The sequence below is a fragment of the Serratia sp. TSA_198.1 genome (assembly GCF_052686505.1).
The window spans coordinates 633,670-651,659 of record NZ_JBQZFP010000002.1 but is presented as its reverse complement, the minus strand read 5'-3'; the positions used below and the strand labels follow the sequence as shown (position 1 = coordinate 651,659).

17 protein-coding genes are annotated in these 17,990 nt (G+C 59.8%); 5 read left to right on the top strand and 12 right to left on the bottom strand.

The window, feature by feature from the left end; translation table 11 throughout:
* The first annotated feature begins 304 nt into the window (after window positions 1-304).
* On the top strand, window positions 305-1,369 hold the full coding sequence (locus ACUTSW_RS14400; RefSeq protein WP_062867940.1) for a LacI family DNA-binding transcriptional regulator: 1,065 nt from the start codon (window positions 305-307) through the stop codon (window positions 1,367-1,369).
* A 44-nt stretch (window positions 1,370-1,413) separates the two neighbouring features.
* Here ACUTSW_RS14400 and ACUTSW_RS14395 read toward each other — a convergent pair whose 3' ends face one another.
* Together ACUTSW_RS14395 and ACUTSW_RS14390 are read right to left on the bottom strand one after the other, a co-directional pair.
* Window positions 1,414-1,857, bottom strand: a complete 444-nt coding sequence (locus tag ACUTSW_RS14395; protein WP_063196931.1) for a DMT family transporter — start codon at window positions 1,855-1,857, stop codon at window positions 1,414-1,416.
* Window positions 1,858-1,861: 4 nt separating this feature from the next.
* Window positions 1,862-2,380 (bottom strand): GNAT family N-acetyltransferase, encoded by a 519-nt coding sequence (locus tag ACUTSW_RS14390; protein WP_434460754.1) that lies wholly within the window; start codon window positions 2,378-2,380, stop codon window positions 1,862-1,864.
* A gap of 39 nt (window positions 2,381-2,419) precedes the next feature.
* Here ACUTSW_RS14390 and ACUTSW_RS14385 point away from each other — a divergent pair, with 39 nt between their 5' ends.
* Window positions 2,420-2,989, top strand: a complete 570-nt coding sequence (locus ACUTSW_RS14385) for a helix-turn-helix domain-containing protein (protein WP_445584711.1) — start codon at window positions 2,420-2,422, stop codon at window positions 2,987-2,989.
* Between the two features lie 59 nt (window positions 2,990-3,048).
* On the opposite strand, the gene ACUTSW_RS14380 is transcribed toward ACUTSW_RS14385, so the two are convergent.
* Together ACUTSW_RS14380 and ACUTSW_RS14375 are read right to left on the bottom strand one after the other, a co-directional pair.
* Window positions 3,049-3,636, bottom strand: coding sequence for a nitroreductase family protein (locus ACUTSW_RS14380; protein WP_013813687.1), 588 nt, complete (start codon window positions 3,634-3,636; stop codon window positions 3,049-3,051).
* A gap of 86 nt (window positions 3,637-3,722) precedes the next feature.
* Window positions 3,723-4,604: a LysR substrate-binding domain-containing protein gene (locus ACUTSW_RS14375; RefSeq protein ID WP_445584710.1), complete on the bottom strand. Its 882-nt coding sequence runs from the start codon at window positions 4,602-4,604 to the stop codon at window positions 3,723-3,725.
* 121 nt (window positions 4,605-4,725) lie between these two features.
* On the opposite strand from ACUTSW_RS14375, the gene ACUTSW_RS14370 reads away from it, so the two are divergent.
* The gene (locus ACUTSW_RS14370; protein ID WP_445584709.1) at window positions 4,726-5,361 is read left to right on the top strand and encodes a flavodoxin family protein; all 636 of its coding nucleotides are present in this window, start codon (window positions 4,726-4,728) and stop codon (window positions 5,359-5,361) included.
* A gap of 144 nt (window positions 5,362-5,505) precedes the next feature.
* Window positions 5,506-6,612 (top strand): glycosyltransferase family 9 protein, encoded by a 1,107-nt coding sequence (locus ACUTSW_RS14365; protein WP_445584708.1) that lies wholly within the window; start codon window positions 5,506-5,508, stop codon window positions 6,610-6,612.
* On the opposite strand, the gene ACUTSW_RS14360 is transcribed toward ACUTSW_RS14365, so the two are convergent.
* The 3 genes from ACUTSW_RS14360 to ssuD all read right to left on the bottom strand — a co-directional run bounded on the left by ACUTSW_RS14360 (window position 6,613) and on the right by ssuD (window position 10,130).
* A complete protein-coding gene (locus ACUTSW_RS14360) occupies window positions 6,613-7,779 on the bottom strand; it encodes an O-antigen ligase family protein (RefSeq protein WP_445584707.1) in 1,167 nt (388 codons plus the stop codon). It abuts the gene before it with no gap.
* A complete protein-coding gene (locus tag ACUTSW_RS14355) occupies window positions 7,757-8,665 on the bottom strand; it encodes a sugar glycosyltransferase (protein WP_241922012.1) in 909 nt (302 codons plus the stop codon). Before ACUTSW_RS14355 ends, ACUTSW_RS14360 begins: the two co-directional genes overlap by 23 nt.
* 310 nt (window positions 8,666-8,975) lie before the next feature.
* Window positions 8,976-10,130, bottom strand: a complete 1,155-nt coding sequence (gene ssuD / locus ACUTSW_RS14350) for an FMNH2-dependent alkanesulfonate monooxygenase (protein WP_445584706.1) — start codon at window positions 10,128-10,130, stop codon at window positions 8,976-8,978.
* A 283-nt stretch (window positions 10,131-10,413) separates the two neighbouring features.
* On the opposite strand from ssuD, the gene ACUTSW_RS14345 reads away from it, so the two are divergent.
* A complete protein-coding gene (locus tag ACUTSW_RS14345) occupies window positions 10,414-12,321 on the top strand; it encodes an aliphatic sulfonate ABC transporter substrate-binding protein (protein ID WP_445584705.1) in 1,908 nt (635 codons plus the stop codon).
* Between the two features lie 14 nt (window positions 12,322-12,335).
* Here ACUTSW_RS14345 and ACUTSW_RS14340 read toward each other — a convergent pair whose 3' ends face one another.
* From ACUTSW_RS14340 to ACUTSW_RS14320, 5 genes are read right to left on the bottom strand one after another with little or no spacing between them, the layout of a single operon-like run.
* Entirely contained in the window at window positions 12,336-13,448 is a 1,113-nt protein-coding gene (locus tag ACUTSW_RS14340; protein ID WP_197912510.1) for an alkylhydroperoxidase domain protein, read from the bottom strand.
* Entirely contained in the window at window positions 13,445-14,491 is a 1,047-nt protein-coding gene (locus tag ACUTSW_RS14335; RefSeq protein WP_062867953.1) for a putative FMN-dependent luciferase-like monooxygenase, read from the bottom strand. The genes ACUTSW_RS14340 and ACUTSW_RS14335 overlap by 4 nt, the downstream gene beginning before the upstream one ends.
* On the bottom strand, window positions 14,481-16,154 hold the full coding sequence (locus ACUTSW_RS14330; protein ID WP_445584704.1) for a dipeptide ABC transporter ATP-binding protein: 1,674 nt from the start codon (window positions 16,152-16,154) through the stop codon (window positions 14,481-14,483). Before ACUTSW_RS14330 ends, ACUTSW_RS14335 begins: the two co-directional genes overlap by 11 nt.
* Complete coding sequence (locus ACUTSW_RS14325; RefSeq protein WP_197930538.1) at window positions 16,154-17,044, bottom strand: ABC transporter permease; 891 nt, start codon at window positions 17,042-17,044, stop codon at window positions 16,154-16,156. Before ACUTSW_RS14325 ends, ACUTSW_RS14330 begins: the two co-directional genes overlap by 1 nt.
* Window positions 17,041-17,985 (bottom strand): ABC transporter permease, encoded by a 945-nt coding sequence (locus tag ACUTSW_RS14320; RefSeq protein ID WP_445584703.1) that lies wholly within the window; start codon window positions 17,983-17,985, stop codon window positions 17,041-17,043. Before ACUTSW_RS14320 ends, ACUTSW_RS14325 begins: the two co-directional genes overlap by 4 nt.
* Window positions 17,986-17,990: the final 5 nt, after the last annotated feature.

Below are 17,990 nucleotides of genomic sequence, written 5' to 3'. Positions count from 1 at the left end.
TTTGGCAGGTATATTTGAGGTCAATCACGCTATTTGTTGATTTTTTCCTATAATGTATTGCGCATGACATTAAATGTTTTTTTAATACATTTTCAGACAGAAGGGCACATTACGGGCTAAATAACTGCGTTTAATACCGCGACACCCAAACTTGAGACGGGTGGGAGCATGCAGGTGAGCCGACCGTAGAGCGCATGGACGCGCGATACAAGCCTCCATGGACGGATTCACGGCGTGTCGGCGCTCTGCATGTTCCTCATCTGTAGCACTATTTAACGCCGTACTTTATTGCGAGATTGAATTGATGAATAAACGGCAGGCAACGTTGGAAGACGTGGCAAAAGAGGCGGGAGTTTCCCAGCAAACCGTGTCACGGGTGCTGAACAACCCGGATATCGTCTCCGAGCGCACGCGCAATAACGTGCTGGGCGCGATGAATACGCTCAATTATGTGCCTAACCGCTCCGCACAGATCCTGGCCGGCAAAACCTTGCCGACGTTTGGCTTGATCACCACCTCCCTTGCGCTGCACGCTCCTTCGCAAATCGCCTCATCCTTCAAGCACCATGCGGAATTGGTGGGGTATCAGGTGGCGATATCGATGTTGAAAACCGGGCAGTTGAACGTCCTGCAATCGGCGCTGAATGAATTTCGGGCGCAGAAGATCAACAGCGTGGTCATGAGCCTGCCGCTGGAAAAAGCGGATGCGGAAACCTTGGCGCGGGATAACCCGGACATACAGCAACTGTTTCTGGACGTGCCGCCCGCCGCAGAGGTCTGCCACCTTGGCTTTCTTCACAGCGACGGCACCGCCAGCAGCGTCAACCTGCTTCTGGAACTGGGGCACCGGAAATTCGGTTTGCTGGCCGGGCCGGAAAGCTCCATTTCGGCACGGCTGCGCCTGGCCTGTTGGCGCGACACCCTGTATCAGGCGGGCATTGCGGAGACGGATACCGAGTACGGCGACTGGAGCGCCAACAGCGGCTGGGTAAAAACCATGGAATTATTCGGCAGGCACCCGGATATCACGGCAATGTTGGTCGCCAGCGATCAGATGGCGCTAGGGGTCATCAGCGCGTTGCGGCAACTCAACAAACGCATACCTCAGGACGTGTCCGTGATTGGCTATGACGATACCCCCGACAGCCAGTATTTCCACCCGGCCCTGACCACGGTGAGGCAGGACTTTGATCTGATAGGTAAACGTGCAGTCACCCATTTGTTGAGCATGGCGAATCAGCCGCAAGAGGCGTTTAACGATCTGTTGCCGACCACCCTGGTTATCCGGCAGTCCACCGGCAAACCTGAGGCTGCGGGTTCGGAAAACGCGCTTATCAGGCAACTGAAAGCGCTGGTGCAACAGTTGTAATAGGCAGCCTGCCAGAGGGAAATCTGAGCAGGCTTTTCTCAGTTTCAAAAACTTCTTCTGGCCACCAAAAAAGCGCCCACCACCAACAAAACGGCGCCGAGTAGCGCAGGCAGGTTGTCGCGCAGCGCAGCAGGCCCGGCCTTGTAAATATCCACCCCCAACCCCGCCACCAGTTGGCTGGCGACCAGCACCGAAATGGTGGTCGCAGCCCCCAGCTTTTGGTAACCCAAAATGCCGGAAAAGACAAAGAACGAGCCCAGCAAGCCGGGCAACAGCATCCAGCCCCTGAAATTGCCGGTCACCTCAGCCAGGGCGCTGGCGCCGTTTTTGGCGAACAGCAGCGCCATCAACAACAGCAGACCAACGCTGGAGTTGATCACCAGAGCGATCAGGATCGTCGATGCGCTTTCGCTGATGCGCACCATCAGCAGGTTCTGAACGACCAGGCTGACACCCGCCGCCACCAGCAGCAATAACATGATATTCATAGGATTAGCGGGCCGGCGGCGAGTTTTCGTGATCAAGCTGCAACTGCAAAAAGGTCAAATCCAGCCATTTGCCGAATTTGGCGCCCACTTCGTTCATCCGCCCCACGTTCTGGAACCCCAGATTAAGGTGCAGCTGTATCGACGCGGTATTGCCGGATTCGATGCCCGCCACCATCACATGTTTACCTATCGCTCTCGCCTGTTCAATCAGGGCTGTCAGCAGGGTTTTCCCCACTCCACCGCCGCGGCTGTCGCGCCGCACATACACCGAGTGCTCCACGGTGTGACGATAGCCGTCCCATGCCCGCCAGTCGCCGAACGAGGCATAGCCAATCACCTCACCCGCCTCGTTGCTGGCCACCAGCACCGGATACCCCGCCGCCTGGCGTTCCGCCATCCATGCCGCACGGTTCGCCGCATCGACGGTGAGTTCATTCCAGATCGCCGTGGTATTAAGCACGGCGTCGTTATAGATAGCGGCAATACCTTCGCTATCGGTTATAGTCGCGTTACGGATAAGCATGTTGACCCCCTGGTTGACTGTCCACTATCATACTACGATATGAATAATAAATTAGACAACCTAAATCAGCGCATCGGCGCACGCATCCGCATCGAACGCGAAGCCCGCCATTGGTCCTTGTCCGATCTGGCCGAACGGGCCGGCGTTTCGCGGGCCATGGTGCATAAAATTGAACGCGGCGACAGCAGCCCCACCGCCATGCTGCTGGCCAGGCTCTCCGGTGCCTTCGGCCTGAGCATGTCCAAACTGATTGCACGGGCGGAAACGCAGGAAGGCCGGCTGCTGCGCCGGGAGGATCAACCGGTCTGGGTCGATCCCGAGAGCGGTTACGTCCGCCGTCATGTGTCCCCGCGCTCAGACATTCCGCTCGATCTGGTGCGCGTTGAGCTGCCCGCAGGGGCGGAGATCCCGATGCCGGCCTCCGTCTACGCGTTCAAACGCCAATTAATCTGGTTACTGTCCGGCGAGCTGGTATTCCTGGAAGGGGAAAATCGCCATGAAATGGCCGCAGGGGATTGCCTTGAACTTGGCCCACCGACGGACTGCGTGTTCAAAAACGAAAGCGGCGAACCCTGCATTTATCTGGTTGTGGTGATGAGCAAGGCCTGAAGAAAGCAAAAAGCCCGCAAAGTTATCCTCTGCGGGCTTTTTCACGTCAGGCGAAACGATTACAGGGTGAAGTTCAGCCCTTCGACCACCGTCTGCTCCAGCGGCAACCGCCCTGAAGGGATCTCCTTTTGCTGCAGGAACTCCGGCAACTGGGATTTATCACCCGCTTTGCCGATCGCCACCATGCCGTGCACCACATAGTTATCCGGCAGGTTCAGCGCCGCCTTGATTTTGTCGTGGTGGACGCCGCCCATGCAGTGGGTCAGCCAGCCTTTCAAGTGCGCCTGCAACGCCAGGTTCGCCCAGGCGGCGCCGGCATCAAACGCATGGCTTGGGTTAGCGACTTCCTTATCGCCATTCAGGCTGGTGGTTTTGGAGATGACCACCACCAGCGCCGAGGCGTGTTGCGCCCAACCGCGGTTGAACTCGATCAGGAAATCCAGATAGCTGTCCCAACTGGCCGAGCCGTGCTTGCTGTAAGCAAAACGCCAGGGCTGAATGTTATACGCCGAAGGTGACCAGCGCGCCGCTTCAAAGAAGCTCAGCAGGGTTTCGTCGTCGATAGGATCATTGGCCAGCGCACGCGGCGACCAGCGTTCAATAAACTGCGCGTCAATCGGGTAATCAGAAGTTCTTGGCTGGCTCATGGACATCTCTCTCATGGGAATGGAATACCGAATTTACCCAATATTCCCACGCTCCACATCAGAAAAGTTTTTATTTTGTGCTGTATTCAATACCGCAATTCCTGCTGCAACCAGCCCAGAAACGCCCGCACCGGCGGGTGTCGTTCGCGCCCAGGCACACACAGCGCAGTATAAGCGGCACCCGGCACGCAGATATCCGGTCGGTAAGCCACCAGCAGGCCGTTACGCACCAGATCGGACACCATCACCGAACTGGCCAGCACCAGCCCCTGCCCGGCCACCGCCGCCTGCAAGGCATAATGCTCCTCATCGTAGGCCCGCAGCGACGTGTGCCGCTGCCACCAGTCGACCCCGGCAGCCAGGCACCAGTCGCGCCAGCCGTTTTCATACAGCGTTGAATCGCGCCAGCGAACGGTGATCAGCGCAGGCGTTTGCAACTGTGTGGCAGACAGCCCCGGCGCGCCGTAAACACCAAAACGTTCTTCCAACCGTGCGGCCTGATGCAACCGAGGATAATTGGCGCTGCTGTAGCGTATGGCAATGTCCACGCTGGCGTCCTGCTGCAGGTCAATCACCTCAGCGCAAGCCTCCAGACGAACCAGATAATGGGGATAAGCCTGATAAAAACGCCCCAGGCGCGGCACCAGCCACAGGGCGGCGAAAGAATGGGTCACGGAGACGCACAGCGCGCCGGCGCTGGGCACCGGCCGCAGCGCATCCAGCGTATTTGCCACATCGAGCAGCGCGGTATGTACCCCAGCGAACAAACGCTCCCCTTTCTCCGTCAGCCGCACGCCACGCGGCACCCTGTCGAACAGGGCAAAACCCAGTTGCCGCTCCAGCGCCTTGATCTGGTGCGAAACGGCGGTCGGCGTAACCGCCAGCTCCAGCGCAGCCTGTTTAAAACTGCGCAGGCGGGCGGCGGATTCAAAGGTGCGCAGTGCGGTGACCGGAAGCGTGGCGAACATAGTGGACAATCCATAGGGATGAATTGAATTCATCCTGGCAGAGAAAGCGTCATTTGTCGCCTATTCCCTGCTTCCCATAGAGTGGCGATGACAATTTCACGCTCGGCAAACGGAGAATCACATGAATTCAACTCATCAACCCAAACGCCTTATCGTGCTGGTCGGCAGCCCGCGCCGCGACGGTAACAGCGCCGCGTTGGCGCAAGCCGTCATGGCGGGCGCCGCCGAGGCGGGGACCAGGGCCAGCCTGCATTTTCTGGATGACTATATCAGCGGATTTCTGACGGACGAGCGCCACAGCCCGCCGCCGGCCGATCGCTATGGCGAACTGTTCCTCGAGCATTTTCTGCCGGCCGATGCGGCGGTGTTTTGCACCCCCATTTACTGGTACGGCATGTCGGCGCAGACCAAAGCCTTTTTCGACCGCGCTTTCAGCTATTACGCCGACGCCTATCCGGATGCGAAGCAGGTGCATCAGCGCATGAGCGGCAAACGCATCGGGCTGGCGGTCGCCTCGGAAGAAACCTACCCCGGCGCGGCAATGGGTATCGCGCATCAGATCCAGGAGTTCAGCCGCTACTCGCACTCCGAGTTTGTCGGGGTAGTGCATGGCGCTGGCAACAGCCGGGGCGAAATCGACCGCGATCCGCGTAACCCGCTGTTGGCCGCCCGCGATCTGGGCCGCGAGATCTTCACGCGGCCCTATTCAGATTACCGGATGGATACGCCGCGCAGTTCGCAGGTTTGGCCAAATTGATGCAACACAGGGGCAGCCCGCTGCCCTTTATTAAGGTTATGCAAACATATGTAGCAATATATTGCCGCCCATTGGCCCGTTGAGGTAAACATCATATGATGCACCTGGCCGACCGGCGCGCCAATCAACTCAAAGTGAATCAAGATGTCGAAACAGTGGAAAATAACGGCGGCCAACGCTGGCCTACAGCTTTACACCCGGCTGGGAGGGCATTTCAAAGACAAGGCCACGTTTAAGCCGGACCTGGTTTTCGACAGTATCGTTATTTTTTCCACCACCGCGCTTGGCGATCTAATGTTCAATACGCCGGCCATTCGCGCGCTGCGCGAACGTTATCCGGCGGCCAGCATCACTCTCGTTTCCAGCCACAAAAACAAGCAACTGGTCGCGACCAGCCGTTACTTTGACCATGTCATCTATTGGGATCATAAAGCGAAAGACATGCTTGGCGTGATTTGCCAACTGCGAAAACGCCGGCCCCAGTTGGCCATCATCCTGCACTCAAAATCCCCTTATGACGTGATCACCGCGATTACCGCCGGCTGCCATTATGTGTTCAAAGACGCCTACGGCAATAAAGCCACCGGCATGGAACGCTGGCTGAGTGGCGTAAGCCGCAGCACCGGCGGGCATTTAATTCAGCGCAAGCTGGATCTGGTGGCCCAATTGGGTTGCGAGACTCAAAACACCGAGATGTTTATTCCCATCGCCTTCCCGCCCAGAGACAAGGCCGTGGGGAAAACCGTTATCGGCTTTCAGATGGGCGCGTCTGAACCGCTGCGCTGCTGGCCCGTCGGCCAGTTTATCCGTCTGGCAAAGCTCTTGCTGGCGCAGTCGGCGCATAACCAAATTGAATTAATCGGCGCCCCTAAAGAGCGGGATATCGAGCAGGCGTTTATGGCGGGATTGACGGCAGCCGAACGGCAACGGGTGGTCAGCCATATCGGCAAAACCACGCTGCCGCAGTTGCTGGCGGTCATGGAAAACATGCAGGTTCTGGTGACCGGCGACACCGGCCCGTTGCACCTGTCCATCGCCCTGAAAACGCCGACCGTCAGCCTGTTTGTCACGGCAAATCCGCAACACACCGGCCCCTATCAAAATAGCGAACTGCATCAGGTGATGTACGTGCCGGTCGATGCCGAAAAACTTAGCGTAGCGCAACGCCGTCAACCGCTAAGCATCATCACCGAGAACCAGGTGTTTGAAAAAGTGGCGAATGCCTTGGCACTCGCCCCCCTTCACGGCTGATCAATTTTCGGCAGGCGGTGGCGATGTCAAAACCATCGCCACCGGGAACCAGAACAGGTACCAAAACTCGGCCGGGTTGGCGATGACAAACATGCCCTGCGAGCAATAGAAGATCAGCATAAACAGGTATAAGGCGGCCTCCAGGCGGCGGCCGGCCCTGAGATAGCTCAGCGCAAGCCGTGCGCCAAACGCCAGCAACGCGGCGAATAAACAGAACCCGACCAATCCTCCCTTGAGCAACGCGCCCAGGTACAGGCTGTGGGTCGTATGAATAAACTCACCGGTATAGTTGGTAAAGGCCAGTTCTTTATCAAAGCCATAGCCAAAAAACGGCGCCTGACCTATCAGCGACAGGCTGTGTCGCCAAATGCTCATGCGCACAAAACTCTGTTGGTACAGCTCTTCAAAGCGCGTAATCAGCATCTCGCCAATGTCAGAAAACAAAACGACGACGACGGCAAGTATCATCGTGGTCGCAATGCCTATAGCCGTTTTTTTATTGAGCGTAACGAATGAGGTCGTCAACGCCAGCGCTGCCAATAACGCAATCAACGGGCCACGGCTTTGCGTCAGCACCATAAAGGCAAACAGCGGCGGGATCGCCAGCAGCACTTTCTTTTGCCGGGTATCGCGCACTACCATCAGGCTTAAAATAATGCCCACGGCGGCATAGCCGGCGAGATCGATCACATTACGCGGGCCCGGATTGAGGGCCGAGGTCTCCCTGAGGGTATAAATAGCGTGATAATCGCTTATAGCCAGATACGCGCACAGCAGCACAATGCCGGCAATCACCGCGCAGAGTAAGAAATTACGCCTGGGCCCAGCCAGCAAGGTGACCAGCAGGGCAAGGTAGATCAGAATATAAGCGCTGTGGGTAAAGGCCGACCCCGTATCGTCCGGCGTTCCCCCCCAAAGATTGCTGGCGGAGTAATAGGCCAAAAAACACGCCGCCAACACCAGCCCCTGTACCGCCTTGCGCTGCTTTAGCCATGCCGAACGGAGCTCCGGGCGGGTGGCAAACGCGATAAGGTAAAAAAAAGCGGCAATATGGAATAAATTATTGACCCGGGTATACCCGCAAAACACGGCGCTGAAAAATGAAAAGGCCAGGAATGGGTAAACATAGAAAGCCGTAGTGACATCAGCCTTTTTTGAAAAAATCATTATAATCAACCTTTTCAAAAACATTACTGTCAATGGCGCTGCTCAACGAAAAGTTCTTGATGGCAATACTGTTGTTTTTCATTCTTTCACCGGCGTGGCTAAAGGCAGGCATGATGATATCGTCAATTTTTTCAGGTAAAAAAGTGGGCAGTTTATTTTCCTTCGTTTCATAAAAGCGCGGCAAATGGAAATTATTCATATCCAATCCGGCAATAAACAGCTGTTTGAACCCCAGAAATGAAATGATCTGGAAAGCCCAATAAACCACCGTACCGGCATCGAAAATCCCGCGCCGGATATCGTGAGTGAAGGCGATGGTTTTATTGGCCGATGAAAAAGAGACGCTGCGGTCGTTTCGGTAATGCTCCCACAGCTCTGAGGGGGTTATTTTGGGGCTGTAGATTTTAAAGGCCGCGTCTTCTACCACGGCAAACCGGCACTTCACGCCCGCCAGCGTAAACCGGTCGATTATTTTGGCAATGCCGTGCACCGTGGTAAAAAGAATTAAATCCGGCTTCAGGATAATGTTTTCTATAATATCCGGCCGTTGATCAATAAACCCCATATCGACAATAACGTAAAAGTGAAAATCGACCCGCGGGTGCAACGAATAGGCGCCATTAACCCCCATTGTCGGCATGGCGGGAATATGGTTAAAACACATATCCTTGACCGAAGGCCCGGTTGCGGTAAGCAGCAGCGGCCCCTGGCAACTGTCTTTCAACGCGGACAGCGCTACCAGTGGAACCGGCTTTTTTTTATAATGCAATACGGCAATTTCACCGCTTTGGGCCCGCTCAATCCTCACATAGGGCCAGAGATTTTCATTGTGCCGATAAGGGCGAGAATGAGAATACCGATATACCTGCTTAAAAAAACTGCCCATCTGGCCCATTTCCCCTGGTCAATGCATTGGCATCTGAGCTGATTGCTCTTATTTTAATTACGCCAACTCAAAACCCGAGTATCTGAGCATTTATTACAGTGGGCAATTTTATCAATTTGAATTATTCGTCATGATAGAGATAAGAGATATGTACATTTGTAACCCATGTTAAAAAAATGCAGGGAAACGTAATTATTTTCTTTTTGAAAGATAAAACTGCGGCAGAAAGCGCTGCCGCAGAATGAGATTGGGGGCTTAACCCTGAGGAAATTGGGGTATTGCGCACGCGGCCATCACGCCGCCTTGAACATCAGGCTGGCCGTTTGTCGCCGCCGATGGTTTCCCCGAACGGGCCGGTATTCACCGTGCGCGCCGTCGGGTTCAACGGCTGCGCCAGCGGCAGCAGCGGCATCACCAGTTCGGCGAAGCGATGGGCCTCTTCGAGGTGCGGGTAGCCGGAAAGGATAAAGTTGTCGATGCCAAGCTGCCGATACTCGAGAATGCGCTCCGCCACCTGCTGCGGATTACCCACCAGCGCGGTGCCGGCGCCGCCGCGCACCAGGCCGACGCCGGCCCACAGGTTAGGGCCGATGCGCAGATCGTCCCGCGAGCCGCCGTGCAGTGCGCTCATGCGTTTTTGCCCGGTGGAATCCATGCGCGCAAAAATTTTCTGCGCGGCGGCAATGGTGCCTTCGTCCAGATGGCTTATCAACCGATCGGCGGCGGCCCAGGCCTCCTCTTCCGTCTCGCGCACGATGACGTGCAGGCGAATGCCGTAGTTGAGCTTGCGCCCCTGTTGTTCGGCGCGTTGGCGCACCACCGCCAGTTTATCCGCCACCTGCTCCAGCGGCTCGCCCCAGGTGAGATAGGTGTCTATCTGGTTGGCGGCGATGCCGATAGCCTCTTCGGAGGAACCGCCGAAATAGAGCGGCGGGCCGTTTTCCTGCACCGGCGGGAACAACAGTTCCGCACCTTCGACACGAATGTGCTTGCCTGCAAAATCAACCTTTTCACCCTTCATTAAGCGCTGGTAGACCTCGAGAAACTCCTGCGTCACCTCATAGCGCTCTGCGTGGCTAAGAAAAATGCCGTCGCCCTTGTTCTCCACCGGATCGCCGCCGGTGACCACGTTGATCAACAGCCGCCCCTCGGACAGCCGGTCCAGCGTCGCCGCCATGCGCGCAGCCAGGCTCGGCGGCTGCAAACCTGGCCTTACCGCCACCAGATAGCGCAGACGGCGGGTGATCGGCGCCAACGCCGCCGCCACCAGCCAGGAATCTTCGCAGCTCTTGCCGGTGGGGATCAGCACGCCGTAATACCCCAGATTGTCGGCGGCCAGCGCCACTTGTTGCAGGTAGGGTAAATCCACCGGCCGCCCGCCTTGAGCTGTGCCGAGGTAACGGCCGTCGCCGTGGGTCGGCAGGAACCAGAAAACGTTAATATTCTCTTTCACGGACTCAGTCATTATGCCTTTCCCATATAACCATTCCTGGTTTTTATCGATAGAAAATTACCCTTTGGTTATAAATCTGTTAGCAGGATGCATGCCAGCGTCGTGGGATTTTTTAGTTGTTTAAAATCATCTGGTTGTAGATTTACAGCGCGGGTAAAACTGCTGCATTGGCAACAGCCGTTGCTGATGAACTGCTGCTTTTGCAGCACCCCGCACTTTGGCTCCCCTCGCCGTTGGCGCCCTGCTGGGATAAGATTTTTTATCCGTTAGCCTCGGCCAAGCCTGGAGCCGCCCAATGCATAACCCGCAACCCTATGCGCCAGACAAACCGGTGCTGATCGACCCGGCGTCGATCGCCTTTCAAAGCGTGCTGGACCGGCTGGCGCCGACCGAAGCCACGGTGCTGATCGTCGGTGAAACCGGCACCGGCAAGGAGGTGGTAGCGCGCTATCTGCACCACAACAGCCTGCGCCGTCATCAGCCGTTTTTGGCGGTGAACTGCGGCGCGCTGACCGAAAGCCTCGCCGAGGCCGAGCTGTTCGGCCATGAGAAAGGCGCCTTTACCGGCGCCACCAGCACCCATCAGGGGTGGTTCGAGGCGGCGGAAGGCGGCACCCTGCTGCTGGATGAAATAGGCGAGCTGAGCCTGCCATTACAGGTAAAACTGTTGCGGGTATTGCAGGAACGGGAGATCACCCGCGTCGGTTCGCGCAAGGCGCTGAAGGTGAATGTGCGGGTGATTGCCGCCACCCATGTGGATTTGGCCAACGCGATCCGCGAACGCTTGTTTCGCGAAGACCTCTATTATCGGCTCAACGTAGCCGCAGTTACGCTGCCGCCGCTGCGCCAACGGCCGGACGACATTCCGGTGCTGGCCCAGCATTTTCTTACGCTGTACGGCCACCGGTTGGGGCGGCCACGGCTGCGGCTGGCACCGGAAACCCTGCAGGCGCTGCTGGATTACCACTGGCCGGGCAACGTGCGTGAACTGGAAAATACCCTGCACAACGCCGTGCTGCTGAGCAAAGATGCGCTGATCGCCCCCCACCAGTTGCGGCTGAATCACAGCCTGCAAGATGCCGGCATCGCCGGTGATGACGCAATCGGGCACTTTATGCGCCGCCAGTTGCAAGGGGACACCACGCAGCTCTATCAACGGGTGCTGAACTCGCTGGTGCGCAGCGCCTTCGAGGCCAGCGACGGCAACCAGTTGCAAACCGCCATGCTGCTTGGCATCAGCCGCAACACGCTGCGCACCCACCTGGCGCATCTCGGGTTGATCAAGCCGCGCCGCCGCGCCGCCTCTACCGCCGTTTCGCCTCCCGCCGCCTGGCCGCAACAGGAGCAAGAGTTGCGTATCGGCTATCAGAAATTCGGCAATCTCGGGGTGCTCAAAGCGCGGCAAAGTCTGGAGCAGCGTTTCGCCGACCGGGACATCAGCATCCTGTGGAGCGAGTTCCCCGCCGGGCCGCAGCTGTTGCATGCGCTGAACAACGACGAGATCGATTTCGGCACCACCGGCGAGGTGCCGCCGATTTTCGCCCAGGCTCAAGGGCATGGCATGGTCTATGTGGCCTATGAACCGCCGGCGCCGCAAAGCGTGGCGATGGTAGTCCCGAACGACAGCCCGATCCGCAGCGCCGCCGATCTGCGCGGCAAGCGCATCGCGGTCAACAAAGGCTCCAACGTCCACTATTTACTGGTGCAGATGCTCGACGAGCAAGGGCTGGCGCTAAGCGACGTACGCATAGTCTACGCGCCGCCGAAGTATCCGCTGTCGGCGACCGACTATCAGGCGGTAGACGCCTGGATGATGTGGGATCCGTTGCTCAGCGACGCGCAGCGTTCGGGGGAATTGCGGGTGATCGCCGACGGCACGCAGCGGGTGCTGAATCAGCAGTTCTATCTGGCGAGACGTCGCTTTGCCGAGCAGTCGGGCGATCTGCTCCAGCAGGTGATGCTGGCGCTGCAAAATACCGGCCGCTACATTGCCGAGCAGCCGGTTGAAGCGGCGCGTTATCTCTCCAGCGAACTTGGGCTGCCACCGGCCTCGCTTGAGCTGGCGTTGTCGCGCCGCAGCCACGAAACCCGCGCCATGAATGTCCAGGTGATCCGCGAACAACAAAGCATTGCCGACCGGTTTTACGCCCTGGGCCTGCTGCCCAGAGCGATCACCGTGCGCGATGCGGTGTGGCCGATGTAAAGCGACCGTTCGCCTTAGTCGTCGAAGGGTTCGCCAAGGGTCAGCATCAGCCGGTTGGCCCAGGCAAAGAACGCCGTTGATTGCACCAGATCCAACAGCGCCAGTTCGTCCAGCCCCTGCTCGCGCAGCGCTGCCAGATGCCGGGCGTCAGCCTGCGGCGGCGTGGCGGACAACGCGGCGGCAAAATCAATCTGCGCCCGCCAGCGATCTCCTTGCCCCTCACTCAGTACGCCGCCCGGCGCTACGTCCAGCAGACGCTGCACCTCTTCCGTTTGTTTCGACAGTTGCGCCGCCTTGCGCGCATGTACCGAAGCGCAATAGATGCAACCGTTGACCTTGCTGGCCACCGTCGCCGCCAGTTCGCGATCTTTACGCTCCAGCCCGCCGGGGGTATAGAAAATCGCCCTGTCCGCCAGCGTGCGCTGTTCCAGCACCGGATGATTGCGCGCCAGCAGCCGGAAATAATCCGAATCGCTATGGCCGAAACGCGTCAACAACGCTTGGCCCGGCTCATCAAACTCCGCCAGCGGCTTGGCGGCGATCCAGGGTTCCCACCCCAGTTCCTGGCGGGTAAACACCGGCGGCGCATGGCGGCCGCTCAACGTGACGGGGTCGGTACGCCAACCGCCGGCCCTGACCGGGGTGCCGGTCACCTCAACCGGTTTGTCGCCCAGCAGCCGGTAACCGGTCAGCAGGCGGCTTTGGAAGCTGACAAACGCGATCAGTTGCGACAGCGTAACGATATCGTCCAGCGACCAACCTGCCTGTTGCAACCCCTGCAAATGCTGCGCGTCGGCGCTGGCGGGCTTGAACGCCAGCCGTTCGGCATGATCCAGCGCCGCCTGCCAACGCGGGCCGGCCGGTGCACCGCCCTGTTGTTCCAGCAACGCCGCGTAGTGTGCGGCCAATGGCTGGTCGGCCTGCCATTCGCTGATACGCTGGGCGATCAGCAGCCGCTGCGCCGGCGGAAAATCCCCGGCGTCGGCGGGAGCAAACAGCGCCTGATAGCTGGCCTGAATGGCGTCCGTCGCCGCCTGACGCGTCGCTCTGGCCTGCGCCAATGCCGAACCGGGCACGATCTCCGCCAGCGTCGCCAGCAGATCTTCAGTGTTCAATGCGGTTGTCATACCTTTTCCTCAGCGTGATGTTCGTGGGAGATGGAAGCGGGATTGCGGCGTTGCCAGCCCAGTTCCGGAGCAACATGGCGGGCAATCAGCTCGATCGAACGCAGCACATGGGCGTGCGGCGGGTCGATCGAATGCACCTGAAACGCCAGATCGGTCACCCGTGCCAGCGCGCTGTCTTGTTGCAGCGAGGCAATAACCTGATCCGGCGTGCCCAGGTGCACGTCAAAGGCGCGAATCAATCCGTCGAGCGATTCATCGGACGGCCGGTGACCGCTGGTGCGCAAGCGTTCCAGCCCCCGCCCAAGCCCCTGCGCGGCGAAGTCACGCGCCTGCTGGCTGTGGTCGGTGACAAACGCCGTGCGCGAGCCCATGATGCGCGGCGCGATGCCGGGCGGCAGCGCCGCCAGATAGGCGTCGATAATCGGGTTTTGCAACGCGTCCAGCGGCAAATCCGGCGCATCCGCCGGGCGGGGTTGAGTGCGCGACAGCATCAGGCCATCACCGGCCCGCCCTGCGCGCTCGCCGCCTTCCACCGAGAAAGTGGCTTGCCAGACGCGCTGCGCCAACTGCGGCGCTGCCGGATACAAACGGTTATCCTCGCCGCCCAACGCCTCGCCGCGCCAGGCCCGCAGCAGGGTATCGAGGTTATCGGCAAATACCGCGTTGCGCTGTTGGGCATCGAACCCGAAGGCGCTGAACGAGGACGGGGTGCCGCCGGCGGCAATGCCAACCTCCAGCCGGCCGTCGGACAACAGATCCAGCACCGCGGTGTCTTCCGCCACGCGAATTGCCGATTCCATCGGCAGCGTGATAACCCCGGTGCCCAACCGAATATGGCGGGTACGCGCTGCCACCTGCGCCAAAAACACCAGCGGCGAAGGCAGGCCGCCCTCATCCTCATGGAAATGGTGCTGCGCCACCCAGGCGGTATCAAACCCGGCCCGTTCGGCATGCACAATCTGTTCGGTCGCCAGCCGGTAACGCTGTTGCGCACTGCCCTGATCCAACAACCGGGTGAAAAAACCAAGTCTCTTACTGCTCATGGAACGCGTCCTCATTCTTTGGCTGTGCGGCATACCCTTGGCGGCCGGGAATGGCCTCAATCAGCTGGCGGGTGTAATCGCTGCCCGGCATGGCGAACAGGTCGCGGGTCGCGCCACCGTCCACCTGCTGCCCACGGTGCAACACCGATACGCTGTGCGAAATCTGCCGCACCGTCGCCAGGTCATGCGAGATAAACAAATAGGTCAGCCCCAACGCTTGCTGCAAATCCTGAAGCAAGCGCAGGATCTGCGCCTGCACCGTCACGTCCAGCGCCGAAGTGGCTTCGTCCAGCACCAGGACCCTTGGCTGCAACACCAGTGCGCGGGCGATAGCCACCCGCTGGCGCTGGCCGCCGGACAGCTCGCGCGGCTTGCGGCCAAGCAGATCGTCTGGCAGTGCCACCCGTTCAAACAGCTCGCGCACCCGACGATAGCGCTCGGCTTTGCCCAAGGGTTCGAAGTTCAGCAGCGGCTCTTCAATGACCTGATACAGCGTCTGCGAAGGATCGAGCGAACCGAAGGGGTTCTGATACACCAGTTGAATGCGGCGGCGGAACTGGCGCAGCGCTTCCCCCTTCAGACGGGTGAAATCGGTGCCGTCGATAATGATTTGCCCGGCGTCCGGCCGCTGAAAACCGAGCAGGCAGCGTGCCAGCGTGGTCTTGCCGGAGCCGGATTCCCCCACCAGCGCATGAGTAGTGCCGCTTTGCACGCTGAAGGAAACCTGATCCAGCGCGCGGTAGCTTTTGCCGCCGGAACCGGCCAGACGAAAATCTTTCACCAACCCGTTAACCTGGATCGCCGGCGCTTGCGTGCCAAGGTTTAGCTGCGGCGCGGCGCCGCCGGCCAACGAAGGCACATCGGCAAACAGCCGGCGGGTATAGTCGCTGGCGGGGGCACGCAGCACCTCGGCGGTCACGCCCTGCTCCTGCACCCGGCCGTGACGGAACACCAGCAGCCGATCGGCGCGCTCCGCCGCCACCGCCAGATCGTGGGTCACCAGTAATACCGCGGTGCCGAATTCCTGCCGCAGCTCGTCGATCAGATCAAGAATGCGTTTCTGCACCGTGACGTCCAGCGCGCTGGTAGGCTCATCGGCGATGATCAGCGCCGGCTGCAACGCAATGGCGATAGCGATCAGCACCCGCTGTTTCATGCCGCCGGAAAGCTCGTGCGGATACTGCCGCACCCGCAGCTCCGGGTGCGTCAGGCCAACCCGGGTCAACAGTTCCACCACCCGCTGCTGCACCTGCTTGCGCGGCAAGCGGCGGTGAATATTGACGATCTCCGCCACCTGCTCACCGATGGTTTTTACCGGGTTAAGCGAGCTGGAAGGGTCTTGCGGGATCAGGCTGATTTGCGCGCCGCGCACCGCATCCAGTCGGCGTGACGACCAGTGGGCAATGTCGGTGCCGTTGAGGCGGATTGCGCCCTGCTCCAGACGGCCGTTTTCCGTCAGCAGGCCAATGATCGCCTGCGCGGTGGTGGTCTTGCCCGAGCCCGACTCACCGACCAGCGCCACCACCTCACCCGGTTGGATCGAGAACGAGACGTCGTGTACCACCCGGCGGCTGCCGGTCGCCTCCTGATAGGCGATGGACACCTTGTCCAGCTCCAGCACCGGCGTGGCGGCGGCCCGTTGCAATGCGGTTTGAATGCTCATCAATGCGTCCTCGCCAGCGCGCGGCTGATGCGGTTAGCCGCCAGCACCACCGCCACCACCGCCAAACCGGGGAAAGTGGTCAGCCACCAGGCGGTGGAAATGTAGTTGCGCCCTTCGGCGATCAACAACCCCCACTCCGGCGTTGGCGGCGGCGTGCCGTAGCCGAGGAAGCTCAGGGTAGCGATCGCCAGAATGGCGCTGCCGAATTGCAGCGCCGAGAAGGCAATCACCGAGGTCAGCGAGTTCGGCAGAATGTGCCGCCACAGTACCGCCCAAAAGGTACCGCCGCTGCCATAGGCCGCCTCGACGTAATCGCTGTGCCGCACCCGCACCACTTCCGCGCGCGCCAGGCGGGCGAAATTGGCGACCGAGGTGATCCCGACGGCGATGGCGGCGTTCACCGTGCCAAACCCCAGCAGAATAATGATGCTTAGCGACAACAGCAGGCCGGGAATCGACAGCAGCACATCGACCAGGCGCATGACCGCATCGTCCGCCACGCCGCCCACCGCACCGGCAATCAGCCCGAGCGCGGTACCCAGCAACAAGCCCAGCGCCACCGCCACCAGCGCGGCGGACAGCGTTTGCGAAGCGCCATAAACAATGCGTGCGTAAAGATCGCGCCCCAGTTGATCGGTGCCCAACCAGTGCACCCCGCCCGGCGCCAGCCGCTGCGCGCCGGCAATGCCCTCGGTGCCGCTGTAGGCGGTAAACAGCTGCGGCGCCAACGCCCACAGCACCGCAATGGCGATCACCGCCCAGGCCAGCAGCAGCGTCACCGGCACGCGCCTGCGGCGGCGCGGGCGGCTGGCCGGCAAGGTGCCTTCGCTTTCCAGCCCGGCCAGATCGCGTTCCGGCACGGTCGCTTTTTCAAAGGAGATACTGCTCATACGGCGGCTCCTGTTTGCGTTTTCAATCGGGGATCCAGCAGCGGGAACAGCAGATCCACCAGCAGGTTGATGGTGACGAAGGCGGCGGCGGAAATCACCACAATCGCCTGCAACACCGCCACGTCTTGATTAAGCACCGCCTGCAAGGTCAGTTGCCCCAGCCCGCTGCGGCCAAACACGGTTTCGGTGATCAGCGCCCCGGCGATCAACTCGCCGAACAAAATACCGGCGATGGTCAGCGCGGGCAGCATGGCGTTGCGCGCCACATGCCGCCACAACACCCCGCTGCGGCTGGCGCCTTTGGCGCGCGCCACGGCGACAAACGGCTGGGTCTGGACCTGATCGATGCTGCGGATCAGGATCTGCGCCAGCGGGGCGGAAATGGGTACCGCCAGCGTCACGATCGGCAAAATCAACCCTTCCCACTCGCCCGGGTTGATCACCGGGATCAACTTGAGCTGGAATGAAAAGACCTGAATCAACACGATGCCCAGCCAGAAGGTAGGCACCGAGACAAACAACGAGGGCAGCGATTGCAACGCCGATCTCAACCCGCCGAAACCGCTCAAATTGGAGAGAAAGGCAATCGCCAGCGCCAGGATCAACGCCAGCGAGAAGCCCAGTACCGCCAGTTGCAGCGTGGCGGGCAGGTTGGTGGCCAGCAGATCGGTGACCGGCACACCTGCCTGAATCGAGTAACCCAGATCGCCACGCAGCACGTTGCCCAGCGCGTGCAAATACTGCTGCCACAGCGAGACGTTGGCCCCATAAGCGGCGCGCATATCGACGATTTGCGCCGGGCTTAGCCCCATGTCCGGGTTCTGGAACTTAATCAGAATCGCATCGCCGGGCAGCACCTGCAGCAGGATAAACGACAGGGTGAAGGTCGCCCACAGCACCAGCGCCGCTTGCCCAATGCGCCTCGCCAGATATCGGGTCATCGTGG